The 21251-nt window shown below is 32.4% G+C and carries 17 protein-coding genes; 1 reads left to right on the top strand and 16 read right to left on the bottom strand.

All coding sequences use genetic code 11. The annotated features are described in order from the left end of the window. Positions 1-27: 27 nt before the first annotated feature. From OZP06_RS10040 to OZP06_RS10030, 3 genes are read right to left on the bottom strand one after another with little or no spacing between them, the layout of a single operon-like run. Entirely contained in the window at positions 28-1293 is a 1266-nt protein-coding gene (locus OZP06_RS10040; RefSeq protein ID WP_269221734.1) for an ABC transporter permease, read from the bottom strand. Between the two features lie 2 nt (positions 1294-1295). Further along, entirely contained in the window at positions 1296-2540 is a 1245-nt protein-coding gene (locus OZP06_RS10035) for an ABC transporter permease (protein ID WP_281323671.1), read from the bottom strand. Then, positions 2533-3234, bottom strand: coding sequence for an ABC transporter ATP-binding protein (locus OZP06_RS10030; RefSeq protein WP_269221733.1), 702 nt, complete (start codon positions 3232-3234; stop codon positions 2533-2535). The genes OZP06_RS10035 and OZP06_RS10030 overlap by 8 nt, the downstream gene beginning before the upstream one ends. Positions 3235-3402: 168 nt before the next feature. Between OZP06_RS10030 and OZP06_RS10025 the strand changes: the two genes are divergently transcribed. After that, the gene (locus OZP06_RS10025; RefSeq protein WP_269221732.1) at positions 3403-4821 is read left to right on the top strand and encodes a DUF4403 family protein; all 1419 of its coding nucleotides are present in this window, start codon (positions 3403-3405) and stop codon (positions 4819-4821) included. Between the two features lie 99 nt (positions 4822-4920). Here the strand turns inward: OZP06_RS10025 and OZP06_RS10020 are convergent, their stop codons facing one another. The 13 genes from OZP06_RS10020 to sprA form a co-directional block, all read right to left on the bottom strand. Further along, a complete protein-coding gene (locus tag OZP06_RS10020; protein ID WP_269221731.1) occupies positions 4921-5178 on the bottom strand; it encodes a hypothetical protein in 258 nt (85 codons plus the stop codon). Then, positions 5171-5710 carry a DUF420 domain-containing protein gene (locus tag OZP06_RS10015; protein ID WP_269221730.1) on the bottom strand — a complete coding sequence of 180 codons (540 nt, stop codon included), beginning with the start codon at positions 5708-5710 and terminating at the stop codon, positions 5171-5173. Before OZP06_RS10015 ends, OZP06_RS10020 begins: the two co-directional genes overlap by 8 nt. Positions 5711-5748: 38 nt before the next feature. After that, complete coding sequence (locus OZP06_RS10010) at positions 5749-6435, bottom strand: SCO family protein (protein ID WP_269221729.1); 687 nt, start codon at positions 6433-6435, stop codon at positions 5749-5751. Between the two features lie 3 nt (positions 6436-6438). Continuing rightward, positions 6439-7080 (bottom strand): hypothetical protein, encoded by a 642-nt coding sequence (locus OZP06_RS10005; RefSeq protein ID WP_281238008.1) that lies wholly within the window; start codon positions 7078-7080, stop codon positions 6439-6441. 83 nt (positions 7081-7163) lie between these two features. Continuing rightward, on the bottom strand, positions 7164-7514 hold the full coding sequence (locus tag OZP06_RS10000; RefSeq protein ID WP_281238009.1) for a cytochrome C oxidase subunit IV family protein: 351 nt from the start codon (positions 7512-7514) through the stop codon (positions 7164-7166). A 17-nt stretch (positions 7515-7531) separates the two neighbouring features. Then, complete coding sequence (locus OZP06_RS09995) at positions 7532-8506, bottom strand: cytochrome c oxidase subunit 3 (protein ID WP_281323670.1); 975 nt, start codon at positions 8504-8506, stop codon at positions 7532-7534. A 42-nt stretch (positions 8507-8548) separates the two neighbouring features. Continuing rightward, positions 8549-9136 carry a cytochrome c oxidase subunit 3 gene (locus OZP06_RS09990; protein WP_269221728.1) on the bottom strand — a complete coding sequence of 196 codons (588 nt, stop codon included), beginning with the start codon at positions 9134-9136 and terminating at the stop codon, positions 8549-8551. 2 nt (positions 9137-9138) lie between these two features. After that, positions 9139-10041, bottom strand: a complete 903-nt coding sequence (cyoE, locus tag OZP06_RS09985) for a heme o synthase (RefSeq protein ID WP_269221727.1) — start codon at positions 10039-10041, stop codon at positions 9139-9141. A gap of 154 nt (positions 10042-10195) precedes the next feature. Then, positions 10196-12310: a gliding motility protein RemB gene (locus OZP06_RS09980; RefSeq protein ID WP_281323669.1), complete on the bottom strand. Its 2115-nt coding sequence runs from the start codon at positions 12308-12310 to the stop codon at positions 10196-10198. Between the two features lie 19 nt (positions 12311-12329). After that, a complete protein-coding gene (gene deoC, locus OZP06_RS09975) occupies positions 12330-13073 on the bottom strand; it encodes a deoxyribose-phosphate aldolase (protein WP_269221726.1) in 744 nt (247 codons plus the stop codon). 101 nt (positions 13074-13174) lie between these two features. Next, the gene (locus OZP06_RS09970; RefSeq protein ID WP_269224591.1) at positions 13175-13429 is read right to left on the bottom strand and encodes a VanZ family protein; all 255 of its coding nucleotides are present in this window, start codon (positions 13427-13429) and stop codon (positions 13175-13177) included. A gap of 130 nt (positions 13430-13559) precedes the next feature. Then, positions 13560-13940 carry a glycine cleavage system protein GcvH gene (gene gcvH, locus OZP06_RS09965; protein ID WP_269221725.1) on the bottom strand — a complete coding sequence of 127 codons (381 nt, stop codon included), beginning with the start codon at positions 13938-13940 and terminating at the stop codon, positions 13560-13562. 82 nt (positions 13941-14022) lie between these two features. Next, complete coding sequence (gene sprA / locus OZP06_RS09960; protein ID WP_281323668.1) at positions 14023-21237, bottom strand: cell surface protein SprA; 7215 nt, start codon at positions 21235-21237, stop codon at positions 14023-14025. Positions 21238-21251: the final 14 nt, after the last annotated feature.

The raw sequence follows: 21251 nt of genomic DNA, 5'->3' as shown, positions 1-21251 counted from the left end.
GATTATTATTTTTTTTTGATTGATTTTCTATTCAGTTCGTAATGCATCGACTGGTTTAATGTTAATGGCTGTTTGTGCAGGAATAAAACCTGCTAGCAATCCTGACCCCACTAATATAAGCAAGGCTATAAAAACAACAACTAAGTCCACACTTGGATTTATAAACATCATTCCTTCTGTAGGCATTGAAGCTAATATCATATTCAATATAGCAAGTAATCCCGTTGCAACAGCAATACCAAACATACCTGCTATTATAGTTAAAAAAATAGCTTCTAATAATATTTGAGATCGAATGGCTCCCGGTGTTGCTCCTAGTGCTCTTCGGATTCCGATTTCATTAGTTCTTTCTTTTACTACAATGAGCATAATGTTTGAAATTCCAATAATACCAGATAACAATACTAAAGTCCCAACAAAATAAGCAATGAACTTAAGAACCATAAACAAATCCTGTACTTTTTGAAATTCTTTGTACAAGTCAAAATTACCAACCGCTCTTTCATCATCGGGATGAATGTAATGTCTTTCTCTCATGAATGCTAGAATACCAGGTCTAAGCTCTGTTATAGAAGCATTATCATTTGCAGTAAGCGCCATCCAACCTACAGTATCTCCAAAATTAAAAGCTTGTTGAAAAGTGGTAAAGGGAATGAAAATGTTTTTTTGAGCAGATTCGGCATTTCCATTATTTTGACCTTTGGATTTATATACTCCAACCACCATAAAATTAACACCATTTATTTTGATATAAGTTCCTATGACTTCTTCGGCATTCATATACAATTCGGCAATAACTCCTCTACCAATAATTGCCACTTTGCGTCTTGAAAGAATATCTTGCTGATTCACAAAACGGCCTTTAATAATTTCCATCTGCTCTTGCTTGATCAACTCAGGATAATCACCGTAAATGGTATAAGCTCCAGTTTTTGTGCCTCGAATAACATTACTGACTCCATTAAAATCACCTAGTTGATTACGTGGCGAAACATATAAAAGATCAGGAAATTTTTGTTTTAAAGCATCTACATCACTATTTTTAAAATCATACCTCCTAGTCTTCGGCAAACCTTTGTAAGCTTTAGAAGTAGTTTGAGTCCACATAAACATTGTGTTTGTAGCGATTCCGTCAAATCCCTTTTTGACACCATTTTCCAGACCATTTGACGCGGCTAACAAAATAACCAAAATAAATATACCCCAAAATACCCCAAAAGCTGTTAAAAGCGTTCGGAAAGTATTAGCTGTTAAAGCCTCTAAAATTTCGTTCCATTTTTCTCTATCAAACATAATTATTCGTCTCTAAGTGCAACAATAGGTCTAATTTTTGCAGCACGATACGCTGGAATAAATCCTGCCAAAGCACCTGCAATCACTAAAACAATTAAGGTTGATATCGCCACAGTAAAATCTACTTGCGGATTCCTAAAATATTCACTTTCTGCATGTGGACCAACCAATTCTAAAAGCGCCAATCCTGTTAACAATCCAATAAAACCAGAAATAGTGGTTATAAATATTGATTCATGCAAAATCATAATAATAATTGAAATAGGTGAAGCACCAAGCGCTTTTCTAATTCCTATTTCTTTCGTTCTTTCTTTTACTATAATCATCATAATATTACTTACCCCTACAACTCCTGCAATAATGGTACAAATCCCTACCCACCAAAAAAATAGTCGAATGTAAAGGTTCAAGTCATAGAACTTTTTGGCTTCTTTGACAGAATTAAAAATACCAACAGCACTTTCATCATCAGGAGCAGCACCATTTTTACTTCTCAATAATTTCCCATAATCATTTTTGAATTTTTCGGACTCGGCTACAGCTTCTTCATAGGTTTCTTTCTTTTTCATAGTATAAGCCATATAACTTATTTTATCTCCTAATCCAAAAACCTGCTGTGCTGTAGTAATAGGCACGAATACTCTACTTTCTTCTCTCTCCCCTCCAGGATCAGTAAACACACCAACTACTTTAAAATTGATATTCGCTACAGTAATTTGTTCGCCTATTGGATTTTTTTCTTTAAACAGGTCTAATTTGACCTTTTGACCAATCACAGCTGCTTTTACATTGTGTTTCAAGTCATTTAGATTAATATACCTGCCTTTTATAACGGATACATTTTCTATTTCCATACCGTCTGTATTGACACCTCTGTATTGATAATTTCCTGATTCCTTTCCATAACTTACAGTAATTCCCCAGCCACTAGCAGTAACCCCATTTTTATCCAATTGGTCACCGTATTTTTGTACTGCAAGATCAAAATCACTGTTTCTAAATTGTATTTGCCTTCCAGGATTCAATCCTTTGTAGGCTTTGGTCGTAGCGCCAGACCACACCTCGATTACTCCTGCAGCATCACGTTCAAATTGTTTTTCAATTCCGTTTTGCAACCCTTTTCCAACACCAAGAAGTATAACCAAAATAAAAATACCCGACGCCACAGAAAGCCCAGTAAGAAAGGTTCTCAACTTGTTTTTGGCGATTGCCTCAAATATTTCTTGCCAACGTTCTATATTAAACATAAGAAGATGCTCTTACTTGTTCTACCATTTTGTCATCAATGATGATTCCGTCTTTCAAAACCACGTTTCTTTTGCACATAGCAGCAATATCAGGTTCGTGAGTCACTATCAAAATCGTTTTTCCTTCGTCATTGATTCCTTGTATTAATTCCATCACCTCATACGAAGTCAAAGTATCTAATGCGCCTGTTGGTTCATCAGCTAATAAAACTTTTGGATTCGAAGCCAATGCTCTTGCAATAGCCACACGCTGTTTTTGTCCTCCGGAAAGTTCATTTGGCAAATGATGTGAATGAGATGCCAAACCTACTTTTTCTAAATATCGCATTGCAATCTCGTTTCTTTCTTTTCTCTTAACACCTTGATAATAGAGAGGCAAAGCCACATTATCCAAGGCACTTTTGTAATTAATTAAGTTAAAAGATTGAAAAACAAAACCAAGAAATTGGTTTCGGTATTTGGAAGCAATTGTTTCATTGAGTTTCTTAATTGGAACCTTGTCCAATGTATAAAGACCTGAATCTGCTTCATCTAGAATTCCCAGAATATTTAGTAAAGTAGATTTACCTGAACCTGACGAACCCATAATGGCAACTAATTCCCCTTCTTTGATATTGAAATTAATTCCTTTTAGCACATGCAATTCGGAATGTCCCATTTTGTATGATTTATGCAAGTCTTTAATTTCAATCATGATTTTGTATTTTATAAAGGAAAGTATGTCTCTTCAAAATTTAGCATTAAGAAAACGGAATACTTAAATTACTAATTAAAACATAAGACTTATATCCATCTAATTTGTTACACGCTTAACCAAAAAATATATTTGTTTTGTTAAATTTGCCGTCAAAACACAAAACAAATGCTAAAATCATTTTCTATTCTATTTTTTTCCTTGTCTACTCTAGTTATTCTAACATCAAGTTGTTCTTCGGCCTCTCAAAAAATAGAATCTTTAAAACCCGAACCCGATGATGCGGTTCCATTGACATACAATAGTTCGCCCTCCTATATTAATCTACCGGTTAGCATCAAACTAAAAGACATCGAAAATCAAACCAATACTCTAATGAATGGTTTAATTTACGAAGACAATACCATCGAAGATGACAATATTGAGATCAAAGTTTGGAAACAATCTCCAGTTACCATAACCAATGATCACGGAAAAGAAGGCGAAAAATTAAAAACGGTTTTACCTTTAAAAATATGGGTTAAATACAGAATTGGCACCAAAACTTTAGGTGTTGATTTATACAAAACTCAGGAATTTAATCTTAATGGCGTAATCACTTTACTAAGTAGTGTAGGTTTAAACAATTGGAGATTAAATTCTAAAACAACTTTAAAATCTCTCGATTGGGTCGAAAGCCCCACTATGACAGTATTTGGAAAAAATATGCCTGTTACTTATCTCATAAATCCTGCAGTAAGCATCTTTAAATCAAAAATTGAAAAAAGCATTGATAGCGCTATTGAGGACTCTATGGATTTCAAACCCAATGTTATGGATGCCTTATCCAAAATATGCTCACCAATGGAATTGAGTGATGCTTATAAAACTTGGCTAAGAATTATTCCAATAGAAGTATATTCAACGAATGTAAAATTAAAAAACGATTCCTTTTTACTCAACATGGGCATGAAGTGTAATATGGAAACTTTGATTGGCAAAAAACCCGATTCAAAATTTGAAGCCAACAAAATTACCTTAAAAGCTGTTGACAAAATTCCCGAACAAATCTCGGCCAATATAGCTGCAGTATCAACCTACCAAGAAGCTTCAAAAATAATGACAACCAACTTTGTCGGTCAAGAATTTGGTTCTGGAAGTAAGAAAGTAAAAGTACAAAATGTAGCAATTTGGCACAAAGATGGCAAATTAGTAATTGCTTTGGATCTTTTAGGCTCCGTAAATGGAACGATTTATTTAAATGGAATTCCTCAATATAATGAAACCACCAAAGAAATCTATTTTGACAAATTAGATTATGTTTTGGATACAAAAAGTAGATTAATGCGAACAGCCAATTGGATGGCACAAGGTATTATATTAAAGAAAATGGAAGAAAGTTGCCGTTATTCTATCAAACAAAACCTAGATGAAGCCAAACAAAGCATGATGCCTTATTTAAAAAACTACTCTCCTATGCCAGGTGTTTTTGTCAATGGAAAAATGGAAGACATTCAATTTCAAAAAATACAATTAACAAATCAAGCCATAATTGCATTTATAAAAATTGATGGAACTATTAATGTATCAATCGACGGACTGAAGTAAAGTAATCAGTTTGCAGTGATAAAAAAAGTCAGTTCTGAAAAAATATTTTTTTAGGACTGACTTTTTTTATTGCAATTAAATTTTGCTACTGCTATTGAACTACTGTTTTTTCTTTTTCATTCGATAAATGTAATATCCAAGTGCTCCAACTAAAACATAAGGAATAATCATAAGATAAACAATCCCATCATTTATAGCTGCTGCTTTCGCTTTATTATCTTCTCCATTTAGTGCAGCACGACACATGGCGCACTGAGCATAAGTTGAAATTTCTATGAAGAAAAAACAAATTCCAAAAAGAAGAATCTTACGTTTAGCATTCGAATTTAGATTTTCAGGTATATTTTGTTTAAACATAATAAGGCGAAATCATTAAATATACTATCACTCCAGTTACAGCAACATACAACCAAATTGGAAAAGTAATTTTTGCAATTTTTTTATGCTTATCAAATTTACTGGCCAAAGCACGAACATAAGTAATCAAAACCAAAGGAATTATAGCTATTGATAAAAAAATATGAGTAATAAGAATAAAGAAATACACATATTTTAAAATCCCTTCTCCTCCATATTTTGTAGATTCGGCAGTCATGTGATACGCCACATACATTACTAGAAATGCAACTGAACATCCAATTGCCAATTTCATCAACAACTCATGACGCTTTCTATTGCCATTTTTAATAGCCATTACCGCAGCAACCAATACTATTGCTGTTATTCCATTTACAGTAGCATAAATTGGAGGCAAAAAGGTCAGTGGTGTAACATTAAAACCAAAATCTTTTAACTTCACTTTAAAAAGAACAGCAACCGCAACTGGTATTACGATTGACAACAATACAATCCACTTATTATATTTTTGCTCTATAGTATTATTTTCCATTTTATTTTTTTAATCTAATTTTCTTTATTTTGTTACGTTTATTCTTTTAGCAAAGTTTGTATGTCTTGCTGAATATCTCTAATTCCTTTTTTCTCCAATCCATCATAATATAAAATAGGATTACCATAGTCATCTTTTCTGCATCTGATGTTTCCATTTTTATCAATTAAGGCAAAAAGACCCGAATGTTCAAAACCACCTTTTACTTTACTGTTTTCACCTACATAAATATTAAACCCTTTATTGGATAAATTATAAATATAATCATGATCTCCTGTCAAAAAGTTCCAATTTGAAGATTTCACACCTAATATTTTAGCATGCTCTTTTAAAACTGCTGGAGTATCATGTACAGGATCAATAGTAATCGATACAATTCCAAAATTAGGGTTTCCAAAAAAGGTATTTTGAAGTGTAAGCATATTGGCATTCATTTTAGGGCAAATTGAAGGACAAGTTGCGAAGAAAAACTCCAAAACATATACTTTACCTTTGTAAAAATCATTTGTGATTTTTACATTATCTTGATTGGTAAGCTCAAACTTAGGTGCACTTCCAATGGTAACTAATTTTTCATTTAGAACATTAGATCCATTTGTTTTGTCTAATCTATCACTTTGGACAACACTGTTGTTTTTCAATCTATCTACAATTTTCGGAATTGCATAGATACCAAAAACTAGTATTATAAAAGAGATTCCAATGTATGATTTATTCTTAAGCATCTGTTATAATTGTTTTGTTGCGTTATGATTCTTTTTTAAAGCAGCACGATATTCATAGAGAATAACTTTGAAATCATCTAGCATTTCATTGCTTAATTCAGCAGGATGAAATGTACTATATCCTTCCTTGTACCCTTTCTTTTCTTTACGTCCTCTCAAGTTTCTTTCTTTGTCTACAATATAAACATCAGGAGTGCCAAAGTCAGGATTCAAATTGCCTTTTAATTTTAATTGACTAAAATAAGACTTTATTTCTTCTGGAGTTGCAAATATAAAATGCCATTGACTCACATCTGTAAAAGCACCTAAAGCATCAATTACAACTTTTACATCTTTTTCAGTTCCAAGAGGAGCAACTACCACAAACTGTAAATCTTTAAAATCGTGATAACGCTGGTATATTTTTTCATTTAGATTAAAATAATTCCCTCTGTTTTTAAGAATCTCAGTTCCTGAAAAACCGAGAATTGTTATCTTATTATTCAGGCTTACTTTTTCGCCATTCAGTGATTTCCATTCTCCAAAATCAGGAATTTTTGAAGTAATCACAGGCAATTTTGTAAAACTATTAATACCTGATGCAAAAAAAAGATACGCAACAATAGGCAATATGAACAACACAAAAAGAACAATATTTTTTTTCATTAGGGTTATATAAAATTTACTTTACTAAAATAAAAAAAGGCATCCGTCGAGACGGATACCTTTTTCATTGAATTAATATCTTGTTAAAAATTCCATTTGATGGTAGAATTTTTAAAAACCTCAAATACATAGTCTCCTTCTGTCAATAGAATAAAAAGCAAATAACAAACTAAGAATATCAAAGGAAAAACAACAGCATTTCTTAATGACTTTTTTTCTCCTTCCATGTGCATGAATGCCCATACAATATAATATGCTTTTACTAATGTTAAAATTATAAACAACCAGTTCAACAAACTCATCGTTAAAAAAGTATGCATGTATAAAGCATCTGGTCTGATGATACCAAAACCAACTTCAACAGTTGTGATTAAAGACAATAGACCAAAAACAGTCCAAATTCTTTTTGTATTAGAAACATGTGCGTGTGACATAATGATAAATCTAAAAATTAAACTAAATAGAAGAATGTGAATACAAATACCCAAACTAAATCGACAAAGTGCCAGTATAGTCCAACTTTTTCAACCATTTCATAACTTCCTCTTTTCTCGTAAGTACCCAAAAGTACATTAAAGAAAATAATAATATTAATTACAATACCAGAAAAAACGTGAAAACCGTGAAAACCAGTAATAAAGAAGAAGAAATCAGCAAAAAGCTTACTTCCATATTCGTTATGAGTAAGATTTGCACCCTCAATAACTAAAGCTGCTTGACTCAATCGTTTTTCAGAATCTTCTCTAGAAAGAATTGTTTTCTCTTTGTTTTTATTAATTGTTTCAATTCTAACCAAAACATCTGGATGTGCTTTAAATCCAGCTTGAACCTCAGCAACCGTAAAATTAGGAATTGCAGCTTCGTCCATAAACCATTTTGCTTTTGCTCTAGTTAATTGCTCTCTTTCAACAGGTAATTTTGTTGCAAAATCAGCCAAAGCTACACGATGGCCTTCTTTATCTACAAATTGTAATAAACTACCACCAGTAGTTTCGATAGCCCCGTATTCACCTTTGATAAAGTTTTTCCATTCCCAAGCTTGTGAGCCAACGAAAATTATACCCCCTATGATAGTTAAAAACATATAAAGGGCTACTTTATCCTTTTTCATTTGATGCCCTGCATCTACGGCCAAAACCATCGTTACAGATGAGAAAATTAAAATAAAAGTCATTAAAGCAACATAATACATTGGAGCAGAAACTCCGTGTAAAAATGGAAAGTGTGTAAACACCTCATCAGCCAAAGGCCATGTTCCAATAAATTTAAATCTAGAAAAACCGTAAGCTGCTAAAAATCCAGAGAACGTTAAGGCATCTGATACGATAAAAAACCACATCATTAATTTACCATAACTTGCTCCCATTGGCTCATTGCCGCCTCCCCAAGTTTTTTCACTATTTGCAGTAGTAACTGTCGCTTCCATAAAAGTTATTCGTTAAAAAGTTTCCAAATTTACGTTTTTTTCTTATTTAAAGAAATATAAAAATAAAAATAAATAAACCCATAAGATATCGAGAAAGTGCCAATACATTGCACCTAGTTCTATTCCAAGAGTTTGTGTTGAATTATATTTTTGTTTAAAATGATTATAAATAATAATTAACAATGAAATCATTCCTCCTGCAAGATGAATTAAGTGAACGAGCACCACTATATACAAAAATGTAGTTGTTATCGAACTTGCACTTCCTGTGAAATAATAACCATTTGACACTATTTGACCAAACCCAACAAATTGCAATATTACAAATGAAATTCCTAATACCAATGTAGACAATAGATACATTGTTGTCTTACTTTGATTGTCTTTTTGAATCATTTTTTTTGCTAAATGAAATGTAATACTGCAACCAATAATGGCAATAGTACTATAAAAAAATGCAGAAGGCATTTGAAAATCCTTCAACCAATCTGCCCTAGATTGACTCACTACATAAGCACTTGTTAAACCAGCAAACATCATTGTCATGCTTACCATAGCGAACAATAAAATCAGCTTATACGATCTTGCCGTTCTTGATTTATAATCTTCGGCTGTCATTGTCATTTCCATAATTATCTTAAAAATTTATCTAATATGTATACTAATTGTAATAAGGTTATATAAGAAACGCTTACAAGCATTAATGTTCTTGCAGCTTTTGCGGTTTTTATCTGATACAAACGAACTGCATAAAACAACATCCAAAGTCCTAGGCATAAGACAAAAATTGAAGCAAGTGGAGTAATATACAATCGTCCAGTATATCCTAAAGCAGGCAATAACGAAGCAATTATCAACCAAATCGTATATAAAATTATTTGTAATGAAGTTCCTTTATCCTTTTTCCCAGTGGGCAACATAAAGAAACCTGCCTTTTCATAATCGTCATATAAAAACCAACCAATAGCCCAAAAATGGGGAAACTGCCAAAAAAACTGAATTAAAAATAAAGTTCCTGCTTCAATACCAAACTCTCCAGTAGCGGCTACCCAACCCAACATAAATGGAATTGCTCCAGGAAATGCTCCCACAAAAACAGACAACGAAGTTACTGTTTTAAGTGGTGTATAAATACTTGTATATAAAAAAATAGAAATAGCAGCAAACATCGCTGATTTCGGATTTATGGTATAAAGCAAAGTTACTCCCAAAATGGTAAGCAAACTAGCAACAATTAAAGCAAGGCTCGGCGCCATTCTTCCGGATGCAACTGGACGATTCTTAGTACGATCCATTAGTGCATCCAAATCTTTTTCGATTACTTGATTGTATGCATTAGAAGCTCCAACCATACAATAACCTCCGACAGCTAGTTTTAACAAAACCAACCAACTGAAAGGATGTGAAGTATCAAAACCTAAAACATAACCAGCTATTGACGAAAAAACAACACTAATAGCCAAACCAGCTTTTGTAATTGCTTTAAAATCAATGTAAATAGATTTGAACGAAATGGAATTAGGTGTTGTATTCAATGCAGATAAAATTGTTGTATTTTTTTTGGAAAACTGCTGCAAATATACAAATTAGATTCAAAAACAATCTATCTATTTGTAAATTGAAAAAATAGAGCTTTTTTAACCAGTTTTTATAGCAAAATGTAAAATCTTAAAGAAAGCCAAAATAAATTTAATAATCAAAATACCCATTAAACACATCTGACCTAAAGCCTAAAGTAAACCAAGTTGTTTGATTTTTATAAACAGTAGCTGTATTTGTAGTAGGATCGAAATTACGAAACAGAAAATTTCCGAAAAATTTTAAATTAGTAGCTGGATTAACCAAATATCCAACTTGAATATCTGAAATAAAAATACTGGTTTTGTTTCCTTGACCTACTTTCACACCTGTGTCAGCATACCTATCGGCATCATAGTCTCTATAAATATTTCCACCATAATTAGAATTGGCTCCCGAATCTGCAAAATCGAAACCACGAGTTCCAATAGTAAATTTAGCATTGGCATAAAATCGATCTTTAGTGTAATAACCCAACAACACCAATTCCTGAAAATTACCTCCCCATTGATGGCCTAAACTTTGATTATTGTGAGCATAATTTGTAATTGGTTCACTATGCGAATACACATATGGGCGCACATGATTGAATTCTAATTGCAATTGCAAATTATCCACCTTGAATGCATTAAAATATTTAACACCCAATTGATACCCTAATTTATTTTTCCAACTGTTATCACCACCAACAATATCACTAGTAGAAAACTCATCGATTAAAAATTGTCCATAAAGGTTTACTTGATTATTCCATTTGTACTTATAAGTTAACCCCAAAAGTGCATTTCCACTTTTGGAAGAAGAAGAAAACTCAACTGCACGATAGAAAACAATTGGATTAATGAAATTTGCATCAAAACCTCTTCCATTGGTATTGGTCCAAACTACAGATTCAAAAAAACCTAAATTCAAACGATTTGACACATTCCAACTCAGGTAATGATTGACAATATATTTTGAAGCATACGTTTTTTCTACGGTAACATCTGGACGAACATCCTTTAGCCACATATAATTTACCGTATATTTAATTTTCCAAAAATTAGCATCAATCTTAAAAAAAGGATAAGGACTAGTTCCGTCACTTAAAAATAAAGAACGATATCCATCACCAATAAAATTCTTGCCATAACCTAATTGTAAGTCTAAATATTTGGCTGCATTAAAAACAATATTAGCGTCAGCCATAGGAAAATCAAATGAATCCGAATTATATTCTTTTGCAATACCCATTCCTGGAACTACAGCAGGATTACCCCCCGAAGGCTTTATTGATCTTGCATAATCATTGTAATAATCTGCAAAACGCCCTTGACTTTCATAAAAAGTAGTGGTAAAATTCAAACGGGATCCAAGCCCTCCTTTAAAGTTTAAAGCTCGAGTATTTACATAAGTATAATCCGTTTTACTAGGATTTGAAATTCCACCTTGCACATTGAACAAAAAATTCAATGCAAACCAATAGCCTTCCCCTTGTATCTCTGCTAAATTCTCATTAAACGCTTTTCGTCCCCACCAACCCGATTTATTTTTCATCAAACTAGCATTAACCTTTTGAAAATTATAATATTTTTCAACTTCAGCAAAAGTATAAGGTTTAGTGGCGGTATGATTATTACTTCCAATTTTATTTATCGCTGCATCAAACTGAGCATAATAACTATGTGAAAAAGGAATACCGAGATGACTAGTAAACTGCGGATTATCGAAACGTTTGTATACAATACTATCCAATTCTGTCAGCCCTTCATTAATATTAATATTTTCCTTTTTTGCCTTTGCAACAGCAGCATTTCCCTCGGGAGACACCAAAGGAATAGCAATTTTCAAATTAAATTTAGAATACGTTGGATTTCCATTGTACGTTGGCGGTGCTATTTTTGGAAAATTTAAAAAAACCTTTTTCGTTTCAGTGATTAAATCCTCATTGTTAGAATTTACAACAATAACTTTAAACTTACCAGTTGCATCAACTTCAAAAAGAACTTTTACAACGCCTGAATATTGACTTTTCTTTAAATATTCGGGCACTTGAAAATTATGATATACAATTTGTTGGACTTCATTATAAAAACATTCTTCCAATTCTTTTCCTTGTAAATTGGAACAAATAGAGAAAACAGGAAAACGATCATCTGAAGACTCAAATTGTTTTGAAATTGGACTTTGAGCATTGACAAACAATACACTAAAAATAATAAAAAAAGATAAAAGGAATTTATTCATTTGGGGCATGTATATCAAATCAATATTGTGTAGATGATTCTTCACTATTTGCAATTGCTTTTGCACCAGAAGTTCCAATACGTTTTACACCAATAGCAATCATTTCTATAGCTTCGTCATAAGTCCTTACTCCACCAGCCGCTTTTACGGGCAGCGGAAAACTATTTTCAAGCATAATTTTTATTGAAGGAACAGTTGCGCCATTTGGCAAATTGTCTTTAGTAACAAAAAAACCAGTTGAAGATTTTACAAAAACAGAATTATAATCAGACTCTTTAAAATTAGAAATAACCACATTTTTTATCAATGCCGAAAGTTGTGCTATTTGCAAATCATTAAGTGCAGCTACTTCTATAATCCACTTAACAATTTTATTGTGAACTAAACCTAATCGTGTTCCTTTTAGAATCTCTTCTTTTACCAAGTCAACTTCTCCATTTTTAAAAGCTTCATAATTACAAACATAATCCAATTCATCAGCTCCATTTTGAATACACTCAAATGCTTCCTTTAATTTTTTATCTAATGCAGAATTACCTCCAGGAAAGTCAATTACAGTTCCAATTAACACTTTCGATTGCGCCTCTACTATCATTTTTTTTGCCAAAGCAACTCTATCAGGACGAATCATTATCAACTTAAATTTTTCGTCAATTGCTTCTTTTATAAATCCTTGAACTACTGTTTCATTATCTTTTTCACTCAAACCTGCTTGAGTATTAGTTTTTAAGTAAGTAGAATCTAAATAGTCTTTAATATTCATCTATAAAATTTAAGAGGTTAGCGTTTGCAAAATTACATTATTAGAATGATATGACCTCTATAACAATCCATTCAAAATAAAAAAACCCACCGAAGTGGGAATTATTTTTTTAAAATGAAATTCAAAAAGTTAAATTTATTACTGATTACTATAAAAGAAATCGACAACAAAGCCCCTGTACTATTTGCAATAACATCAAAAATATCGGCATTTCTAGTTGTAGTAATTGTTTGTTGTAAAATTTCAATGGTGATTCCAAAAGTAAAAGAAAACAAAAAAGAATACAACAATGGTTTTACAATTTTTTCCGTAATCAATTGCTTTCTAAAAAATAAATACCAAACAAAAGTAAACACGAAATGAAAAAAAACATGAACATATTTATCCAGATTTGGAATTTCAATTTTTGGTATTTCACTTGATTTTATCAAACAAAAATAGGAAACGACCCCTGTCCAAAATAACGCAACTAGAAACAATAAAAATTTAGGCACCTATAAGTTCCTTATATGCTTCATCTGACAATAATTCACCAATTTCTGCGGGATTAGAAATTTTTACTTTAATCATCCATCCTGCACCATAAGGATCCGAATTAACACTTTCTGGAGTACTTTCTAAAGCATCATTGAAAGCAATAATTTCACCTGATAAAGGAAGAAACAAATCAGATACCGTTTTTACAGCTTCAACAGTACCAAAAACCTCATCTTTTTCTAAAGTTTGATCTAATGTTTCTACTTCTACATATACAATATCCCCTAATTCTTTTTGTGCAAAATGAGTAATTCCCACTGTAGCAACATCTCCTTCAAGACTAACCCATTCGTGATCTTTTGTGTACTTTAAATTTGCTGGTATGCTCATAAAATGATATTTGAAATTATTAATTATTTTTTTGTACAAATGTAACAATCTTATACACATATACACTTTAGAAATTAAAAAATTAATTACCGAAAGTATACCGAAATGTAAACCCAGACCTAATATTAGTCAATGGAAAGGATGTAGAAATAACTGGTTTCGAAAAAGAATGATTATAATAAAATATTATTGTCAAATTTTTACTCAATGAATAATCAGAAGTCACATTTAATGTCCAAATATTTTGACCTCCTCCTAATTGATTGTTATTATAATCCAAATACCGCACAATGGTTTGATTATCCCTTAAAGTTAAATCGGCTTTAATATTTATATCACTTTTAATAACTCCAGTCGGATTATCAGCCAAGCTGGAAGAGAAAACTACGTCTTTAATTCGATAACCTAATCCAACTACATATTCAATTCCATGAACCTCCGTTAATAAATTATTATCAAAACTCATGGACAACGCTCTGTCTTTATTGATTTGCGTTAAAATTTTAAAAGAATTTTTTAATTCAAAATCCAATTTAACTAATGGATTAAACTGCTCTACCAAAGTAACATTTGACATAATAGTAGGATTAAAATAGTTCCCACTATCATCTTTCCCATTAGGGTTTTCAGTATATTTAAAATTAGACCTAAAAGAATTTACGGTATAAGATGCTCTATAGATTTGTTGCAAAGAAAAACGTTTAAAGTTCTTTTTGAAAAACTCATAACGCATCAAACCAGTATACTTTATTGCCCAATTTGGCAATGGAAAGTTTTTAAAAATACTCGTAGAAGTACTACTTGCATTAGAACCAGAATAAGCCGCCAAAAAAGCAGGTAATAAAACTGCCTGATTGGAACTGGAGTAGCCTAAAGGAAATCCTTTTGAATCTAATTGTGCTGGATCGGTAACATCTATACCTCCTCTTGCAGTTGCTAGCCTTTTCGCAATTACCAATCTATTTTCTCGAAACTTATCAAATGCCGTTGAACTAAATTCATCACTAGTAGAAAAAGAAGTTCGTATCAAAATTGTTGAAATAGAAAATATTCCAAAATTATAAGGCGATCTAGGATTATATTGTCCATTAGCACCAACGTCATATTGTTCTGAAAAATTTTCAGAATACGAACGATCACCTAATAAATCAATTTTTAAATCCGGTGTCAACTCAAGATTCGCAGATCCTTTGAATTCTTGTTTTTTAACATTGGTATAATTTTGATTGAATTCTTGATAAGTGGTCAACCATCCATTTTTGGCAGCTTCATATCGAACATCATTTTGGCTGCCAAATACAAATCCCAAAGTTGGTTTTGAAGAACCAAAAAAACCAATACCCGGAGTATAACCAGGTAAAACTGTACCCTGATTATCCGTAAAGCTTAAATTAACAGTTTTCAAACTTGTTAATACTCCTTTCAGGCCTTCAACAAATTGATTTTGATTGATCTTTTTTAACGGATCCGTTTTAACGATTTTTTCGCCTGGTTTTGGTGCTTGAGCAACTTTTGGTTTAGTTACAGAAGAATTTTTAGATATCCCTAAATATTTATAAAAGGTATCCATAGTAAACGTAGTTGAAAAATTGGTAGTTTTAGCATTCTGAACCGTACTTCCTAAATCATAATACTGACCATTTTTTTCAACTTTCCCAAATGCTTCTGAAGCTTGTTGCCAACTATAATCACCTGTATAGGAGTAATTAGCTTTAATAAAGCTCAAAAAAGGGATTTTGTTCAATGGAAGCTCATAGTTCAAAACAAACTGTTGCATATGAAAATTAGCTGTTCCCGTATCAAAATATTTATCCCAAATTGTTACTCCATCTATAGTCTGATCATTTTCATCCAAGTAACTTTTGACAAGGTTTCTTGATGAAGCTGTATAATTTAAAGTTAATGATTTTGTCAATTTAAAATTAAAACCATATTGATAATTAAAGCCATAGTTTCTTCGATAAAGTGGATCAAAACCAATACCTATATCTTCAACCTGCCTAAATTGTTGTTCATTATTTTGTCTTACCACATTTGTATTAAAAGTTACACTTGATGGCAAATAATTAAAATTAAGATCACTCAAAAACTTCCAATAACTACTTTTCTTCATAAATTTTGTTTTTTGAAAAGGTTCTATTGGTTTGGGTTGAAAAGCAAAAGCATAATCTACAGTAGTTCTTGATTGTTGATCCAAATTCTTTTCGACTTCAAAATCATGTCGTTGCACTTCATTAAAATATTGCGAAAAAGTAAAGTTTTCTACATCATAAGGCATTGGTTTTTTTTCTGCATTTCTTTCTTTACGAACACCAATAAAATTAATGCTTTTACGCTTGGTATAATCAATCGCCTGATTCAATTTTGATTTTCTTTCTGCTTTAGTATCTGCATCATCCAAAACTTGTTGCAATTTGATGTCCTCATAAAACGGATCATATTCCGGTTTAACAATTTCTTCCCCAATGGAATAATTAAAAGGCACATTTATTCCCCATTTTTTTGGTAAAAATTTACCTAAATTAATATTCGTCACAACATTATACTGCTGAATATCTTCTCTACTTCTTTCATTTGGACCTTGCTCTATTGTACCAAAACCAATATTTTTCATGTTTCCAGAAAAAGACACCGTAGCTAAGTCGGCAAAATTAGTATCTACGTTTAACAAAGCTGCCATACCTCCTTTATTGTCCATATCGGCTAAACGAAGTTCGTTAAACCAAACTTCCCCTTTAATGGCATCATGTGGTTCATTACTTTTAACCCCCAACATTATATTTCGGATCAAACCTAAATTAGGATTTCCTTTGATTCCTAAACGAAGTTTACTATTTCCATCTCCTCCAACTTGAGCAGGATCATCATCGGAATAATATATACCATCAGTAGGCAAAGTTGATTTGTCAATTTTTAAAGATTTCAACTTTAATTGTGTTAATAATTCTAATGACAAATCAATTTCGTTCTCAGTAGGCCAAACCAATTCTGAACTCAATGGAGCACAATTACTTCCACCCGAAGAAGAAGCTACAGTAACTTTTAAAGGAATTTCAACTTGATAAAAATCATTAGAATAATCGGCACCAAAACGTAAGAAAGCAACCATTTGATTGTCTTCTAAAACTTTTTCATCAGGCAATGACTCAGCATGCAAGAACATTTTGAGTTTATTGTATTGACGCATATCAATATTAAAGTTCTTAAATGCTCCTCTACCATCTAAAGGTTCCAGTCCTTTGCCAGAAACTTTCATCGAAAGAGATTGCTCATCTTGATTGATAACCGTGTTATTATTATACAATTGCTCCCTAACAACACTTGGGGGACTAACATAATTTACTGGACATCGATTAGAATTCTCCTCAACATTTACGGATGCTGTTTCATAAATAGTCCCATCATCATTAACATTCAAATCATTAAAATCTAATGCTTGGGTATAACGTCTCCATTCTCCTCTAATTAAATCTAAGGCACCAAAACGCAAAGTAACCTGATCCGAAAAATCAGTCATAAACATTCGCATAAAACGTATAGATCTAAAATCCGAAATTTCACCAATGATGTTTTGTGGCAAAGCAACTGGTATTTTAAACTGTATCCATCGTGCTTCTGTTGTACTACCATTGGCCAATGTTACCACTGTGTTTCGAACATCCGAAATATTATTCTGACCAACTTCCATATTGGGTTTCATATCAATACTGTATTCGTAATACGCATTGATTGTGTTCATAGTATTATCTCTATTAACATCCTCTACATCTGGAACTGTCGAAGAACCTCTATTGGGAGAATCGATATTAACATTTGAATTCCCATCGACACCGTTGTAATTTTTATAACGATTTAATATATCACCAGTTGTGTTTAAATAATAGGTATAATTATCCCCTGCTGGATCAGGGTCTGAGGCATACACATCATAGATCTTTGCTTCTTCACTAGAAGGAAGTCCGTCCAATCCAACATCCTGATTAACACGATTACCTGCATTATTATCGAAAGCATAAATTAAGGATTGAGAAGCAGGTACATTACCCCAATTTGCTTTCCCTGGCAACGGACTTGCAATGATCTGATTTGGTCCTAATCCATTTTCATAAAATTTTCGATCATCTTTTAAAATGTCTTCTGAAATTTCTCCAAGATTAAAATAGACTTTTCCTGTATTTGATTGTGGAATCTTTCCTTCTCCTACATAAGGATCCATAACCCAAAACTGAATATATTCTACATTACTTTGTTCAAAATTTGTAGCACTTAACGATCTCACTATACCTCCAAAATTCTCTTTGGGTGTATCGCCAAAAGTGGCCGAATTATTGTAAGGTCCGCGCTCTTTGGGATAAAAACTCAAATCCAATGTATTTACAACAAGGGATTGTCCCTGAACAATATCGGTCAAAGGGTACAATTCTTCACTATAAACTCTCCTAGTCGTATTCAATGATAAATCATCATTTGAAATTCCAGATGGTTTTGACGTATAAAAAACGGGGTCGATAGAATACCAAGATAATTTCGATCTTTTAAATCCATAGCTCAAATCAGTGGCAGTAGCATTAAAGCCATAATCTGTTGGTTTCTGAGCATTTTCATTGGTTGGCGTTGACGACAAACTCCAAGCATAAGGAGAACGCAAATCTATTGAAGATTGAGAACTTTCAAAATCATCTACATAACTAGTAGATTCTCCCTGAAATTGATCTCCTTTTGATGCATTGGGCATCAAATAAGCAAATTCACCACTTACCGAAATATTAGATGGCACATCAGTATCTATATTAGGCAGTTTATTAACCAAACGGGTAAAAAAGGGCACTTGAGAGGAATAATTTCCGTGTAATCCGAAAATACTATTATTTACTGATTCTTGACCATAAGTTGATTTTTGAGTAAAAGGCTTCTCTTTCATATTTAAAAAAGTAGCCCCAACCATAAAATTTTCAGAAATTAAATGATCAACATTAACCCCAAAAAACCTCCTAGTTTGTTGGCCAAAAACAGAATTATTTTCTAATGAAATCTCGATAGGAGTATTAGACGCTTGCAAAGAAGGATCTAAAATCTGGACTCTCCCCAATTGATAATTGACACTATAATCTACACCTTCTAGTAAAACCCTCCCAGCAGCTACGACTTTAACAGACCCCTGAGGAACATTAAATGCCCCAATAGAAATACCATCACCACCTACCGATTTAAACTTTCCTCTCAAAAGAAATTTATTCACCTCTGGATTTTGAATGGCACCCGCTTGAGTTATTCGATACATGTATGGATTTACATATTTTTTTTGATTATCATTATACGTAGTTACATCATCATAATTTCGTGGAGAGTTTGGATCATCTAACTTATTAAACAGTAATTCACCAAAAGGCTCTTTACTTGTGAAAATAATTCTACCATTTTGGGTATCCACCGTTAATCCAGGAATGAAATCAAAAAAACCATCTCCTCCAGTTTGAGGATCATTATTAAAATTTAGCTTATCAACATTTAGAACTTTCAACAAAGTTGTATTTTCTACTGTGTTTTCAGGCAAAGGGTTTAATGGAAAGGGCACTGAATTTCCAGCAGCGTCTTTTGCCGGTGTAATATAATTTAAGGCTGATGGATTTTTATATAATATATTTAATCTAAAATCATCTTGAATTAATTGGTAGGCACCGGGGATTTGATAAATATTTTTCATCATCAAATTCCAAACAGGATTTGAAACATTTGTCAAACTGCTTTTCAACATTTTTAAAATTAAAGTCTGAGAAACAACCGTTTGATTTGAAGGTTGGTTTCCACCTACCACAGTAGCTTCAACACCATCATTTCCAAATTCACCTACTTGATATACTTTATCTCCAATAGAATACTCATAGGCAACAGCTAAAATCTCATCATTTGCCAATTTCTGTTGCAAAGATATATACCCCAATTGTGTATTAAAAGTATATTCATTTGGCAATAACTTACGGGCATTTTCTAATTTAGAATAATCTTGACCTTCGGTAATTTTAAGAGGAACAGGAGACCCCGTAGCATCAAGATTAAATCCTTCATTAGCAGTCACTATTTCTCGAATTTTCGAATTTAGCAACCCCTTACTTACCTTTCCATCAATTAAAGCAGGATTATATAAGTTATTAGCATTGTCTGTTGGAGTATCTATAGGCTTAACAAACATTCCCGTTGAAGGATTCAGAACTACAATTTTATTTTCTAACAGTCCCGTAATTTGAGCTTCACCTAAATCCTGAAGCGCAATAATATTTCTTAAATTATTACTGGTCGTGTTTACTCGGTTTTGTTTGTTGGTGACCCAAACTTCCAGCCTTGTTATTTGTACCCTTGAATCTATAAAAGGATATTTTTTTAACGAGGCGTCGTATTTGTCCCTAAAATATTGGGATAAAAAGAAGTGTCTGTCATTATCATAATCCAAACCGTATAATTCATATTCTTGAATTGTACCTCCTCCTTGAGCGATAACACTTTTGGCTTGAGATTTTTGCTCAGAAAACACTCCTGTCACAGTTGTTTTACCAAACTGTAATTCCGTTTTTACACCAAATAAACTTTGAGCACCTTGAATCAATGTACTGTTTAAAGGCATACTGACATTACCAACTTCGATTTTGCGTACAATATCGTCATCGGCAGGGGTATATTCTAATTTTAATAAATTTTGAAAAGCAAAAGTAGATTGAGTATCAAAATTGGCATTAACTTGCAATCGTGTACCTACTTTTCCAAGCAAACTCATACTTATTCTTTGATTGAAATCGAATGCAGTATTGGTACGATTTCGGGGAGAAAATGCGGGATTATCCTGTTTGGTATACAGCATTCCCAAATCAATTTCTACCGATCCCGTTGGTTTTACATCAATGGTATTACTTCCAAAAATGGACTCAAAAAGTCCCGATTTAATATAATATCTGGGCAATAAATCTTTTTTGGCGGCTTCGCTTCCTTCTTTATTACCATCAATAGCAGCTAATTTTTTGCTAAAATAACTATTCATAGATTCTTTTAACATCAATTTCTCGTACTCAGCTGGAGTCAAAACAATAGGATAATTGATATTGAAGTCGTCTATAGAATTAGTATAAACATAAGTATCCGTAACAGGATCGTAAGTATAGGCTGATAATATACTTTGTGGATTTGCTAATTGAAGTTCACCAACATCATAGCCTTTTTTAACAGTATCCTGAACTACTTCTTGCGCTTGAGCCTGTGATAAAATACCACAAAAAAATACCAGCAAAAAAATATAAATTTTATGCATATCAATTCGGCTAC

This window comes from Flavobacterium sp. IMCC34518, from assembly GCF_027111095.2.
In the GTDB taxonomy this organism is placed as follows: domain Bacteria; phylum Bacteroidota; class Bacteroidia; order Flavobacteriales; family Flavobacteriaceae; genus Flavobacterium; species Flavobacterium praedii.
Note: the sequence above shows the minus strand (reverse complement) of the source record. Positions and strands in the feature narration are given on the sequence as shown.

Excerpts from the sequence above, each read along its gene's own strand:
- OZP06_RS10040 (WP_269221734.1), bottom strand. The coding sequence starts at position 1,293 with ATGTTTGATAGAGAAAAATGGAACGAAATTTTAGAGGCTTTAACAGCT.
- OZP06_RS10035 (WP_281323671.1), bottom strand. The coding sequence starts at position 2,540 with ATGTTTAATATAGAACGTTGGCAAGAAATATTTGAGGCAATCGCCAAA.
- OZP06_RS10030 (WP_269221733.1), bottom strand. The coding sequence starts at position 3,234 with ATGATTGAAATTAAAGACTTGCATAAATCATACAAAATGGGACATTCC.
- OZP06_RS10025 (WP_269221732.1), top strand. The coding sequence starts at position 3,403 with ATGCTAAAATCATTTTCTATTCTATTTTTTTCCTTGTCTACTCTAGTT.
- OZP06_RS10020 (WP_269221731.1), bottom strand. The coding sequence starts at position 5,178 with ATGTTTAAACAAAATATACCTGAAAATCTAAATTCGAATGCTAAACGT.
- OZP06_RS10015 (WP_269221730.1), bottom strand. The coding sequence starts at position 5,710 with ATGGAAAATAATACTATAGAGCAAAAATATAATAAGTGGATTGTATTG.
- OZP06_RS10010 (WP_269221729.1), bottom strand. The coding sequence starts at position 6,435 with ATGCTTAAGAATAAATCATACATTGGAATCTCTTTTATAATACTAGTT.
- OZP06_RS10005 (WP_281238008.1), bottom strand. The coding sequence starts at position 7,080 with ATGAAAAAAAATATTGTTCTTTTTGTGTTGTTCATATTGCCTATTGTT.
- OZP06_RS10000 (WP_281238009.1), bottom strand. The coding sequence starts at position 7,514 with ATGTCACACGCACATGTTTCTAATACAAAAAGAATTTGGACTGTTTTT.
- OZP06_RS09995 (WP_281323670.1), bottom strand. The coding sequence starts at position 8,506 with ATGGAAGCGACAGTTACTACTGCAAATAGTGAAAAAACTTGGGGAGGC.
- OZP06_RS09990 (WP_269221728.1), bottom strand. The coding sequence starts at position 9,136 with ATGGAAATGACAATGACAGCCGAAGATTATAAATCAAGAACGGCAAGA.
- OZP06_RS09980 (WP_281323669.1), bottom strand. The coding sequence starts at position 12,310 with ATGAATAAATTCCTTTTATCTTTTTTTATTATTTTTAGTGTATTGTTT.
- deoC (WP_269221726.1), bottom strand. The coding sequence starts at position 13,073 with ATGAATATTAAAGACTATTTAGATTCTACTTACTTAAAAACTAATACT.
- gcvH (WP_269221725.1), bottom strand. The coding sequence starts at position 13,940 with ATGAGCATACCAGCAAATTTAAAGTACACAAAAGATCACGAATGGGTT.
- sprA (WP_281323668.1), bottom strand. The coding sequence starts at position 21,237 with ATGCATAAAATTTATATTTTTTTGCTGGTATTTTTTTGTGGTATTTTA.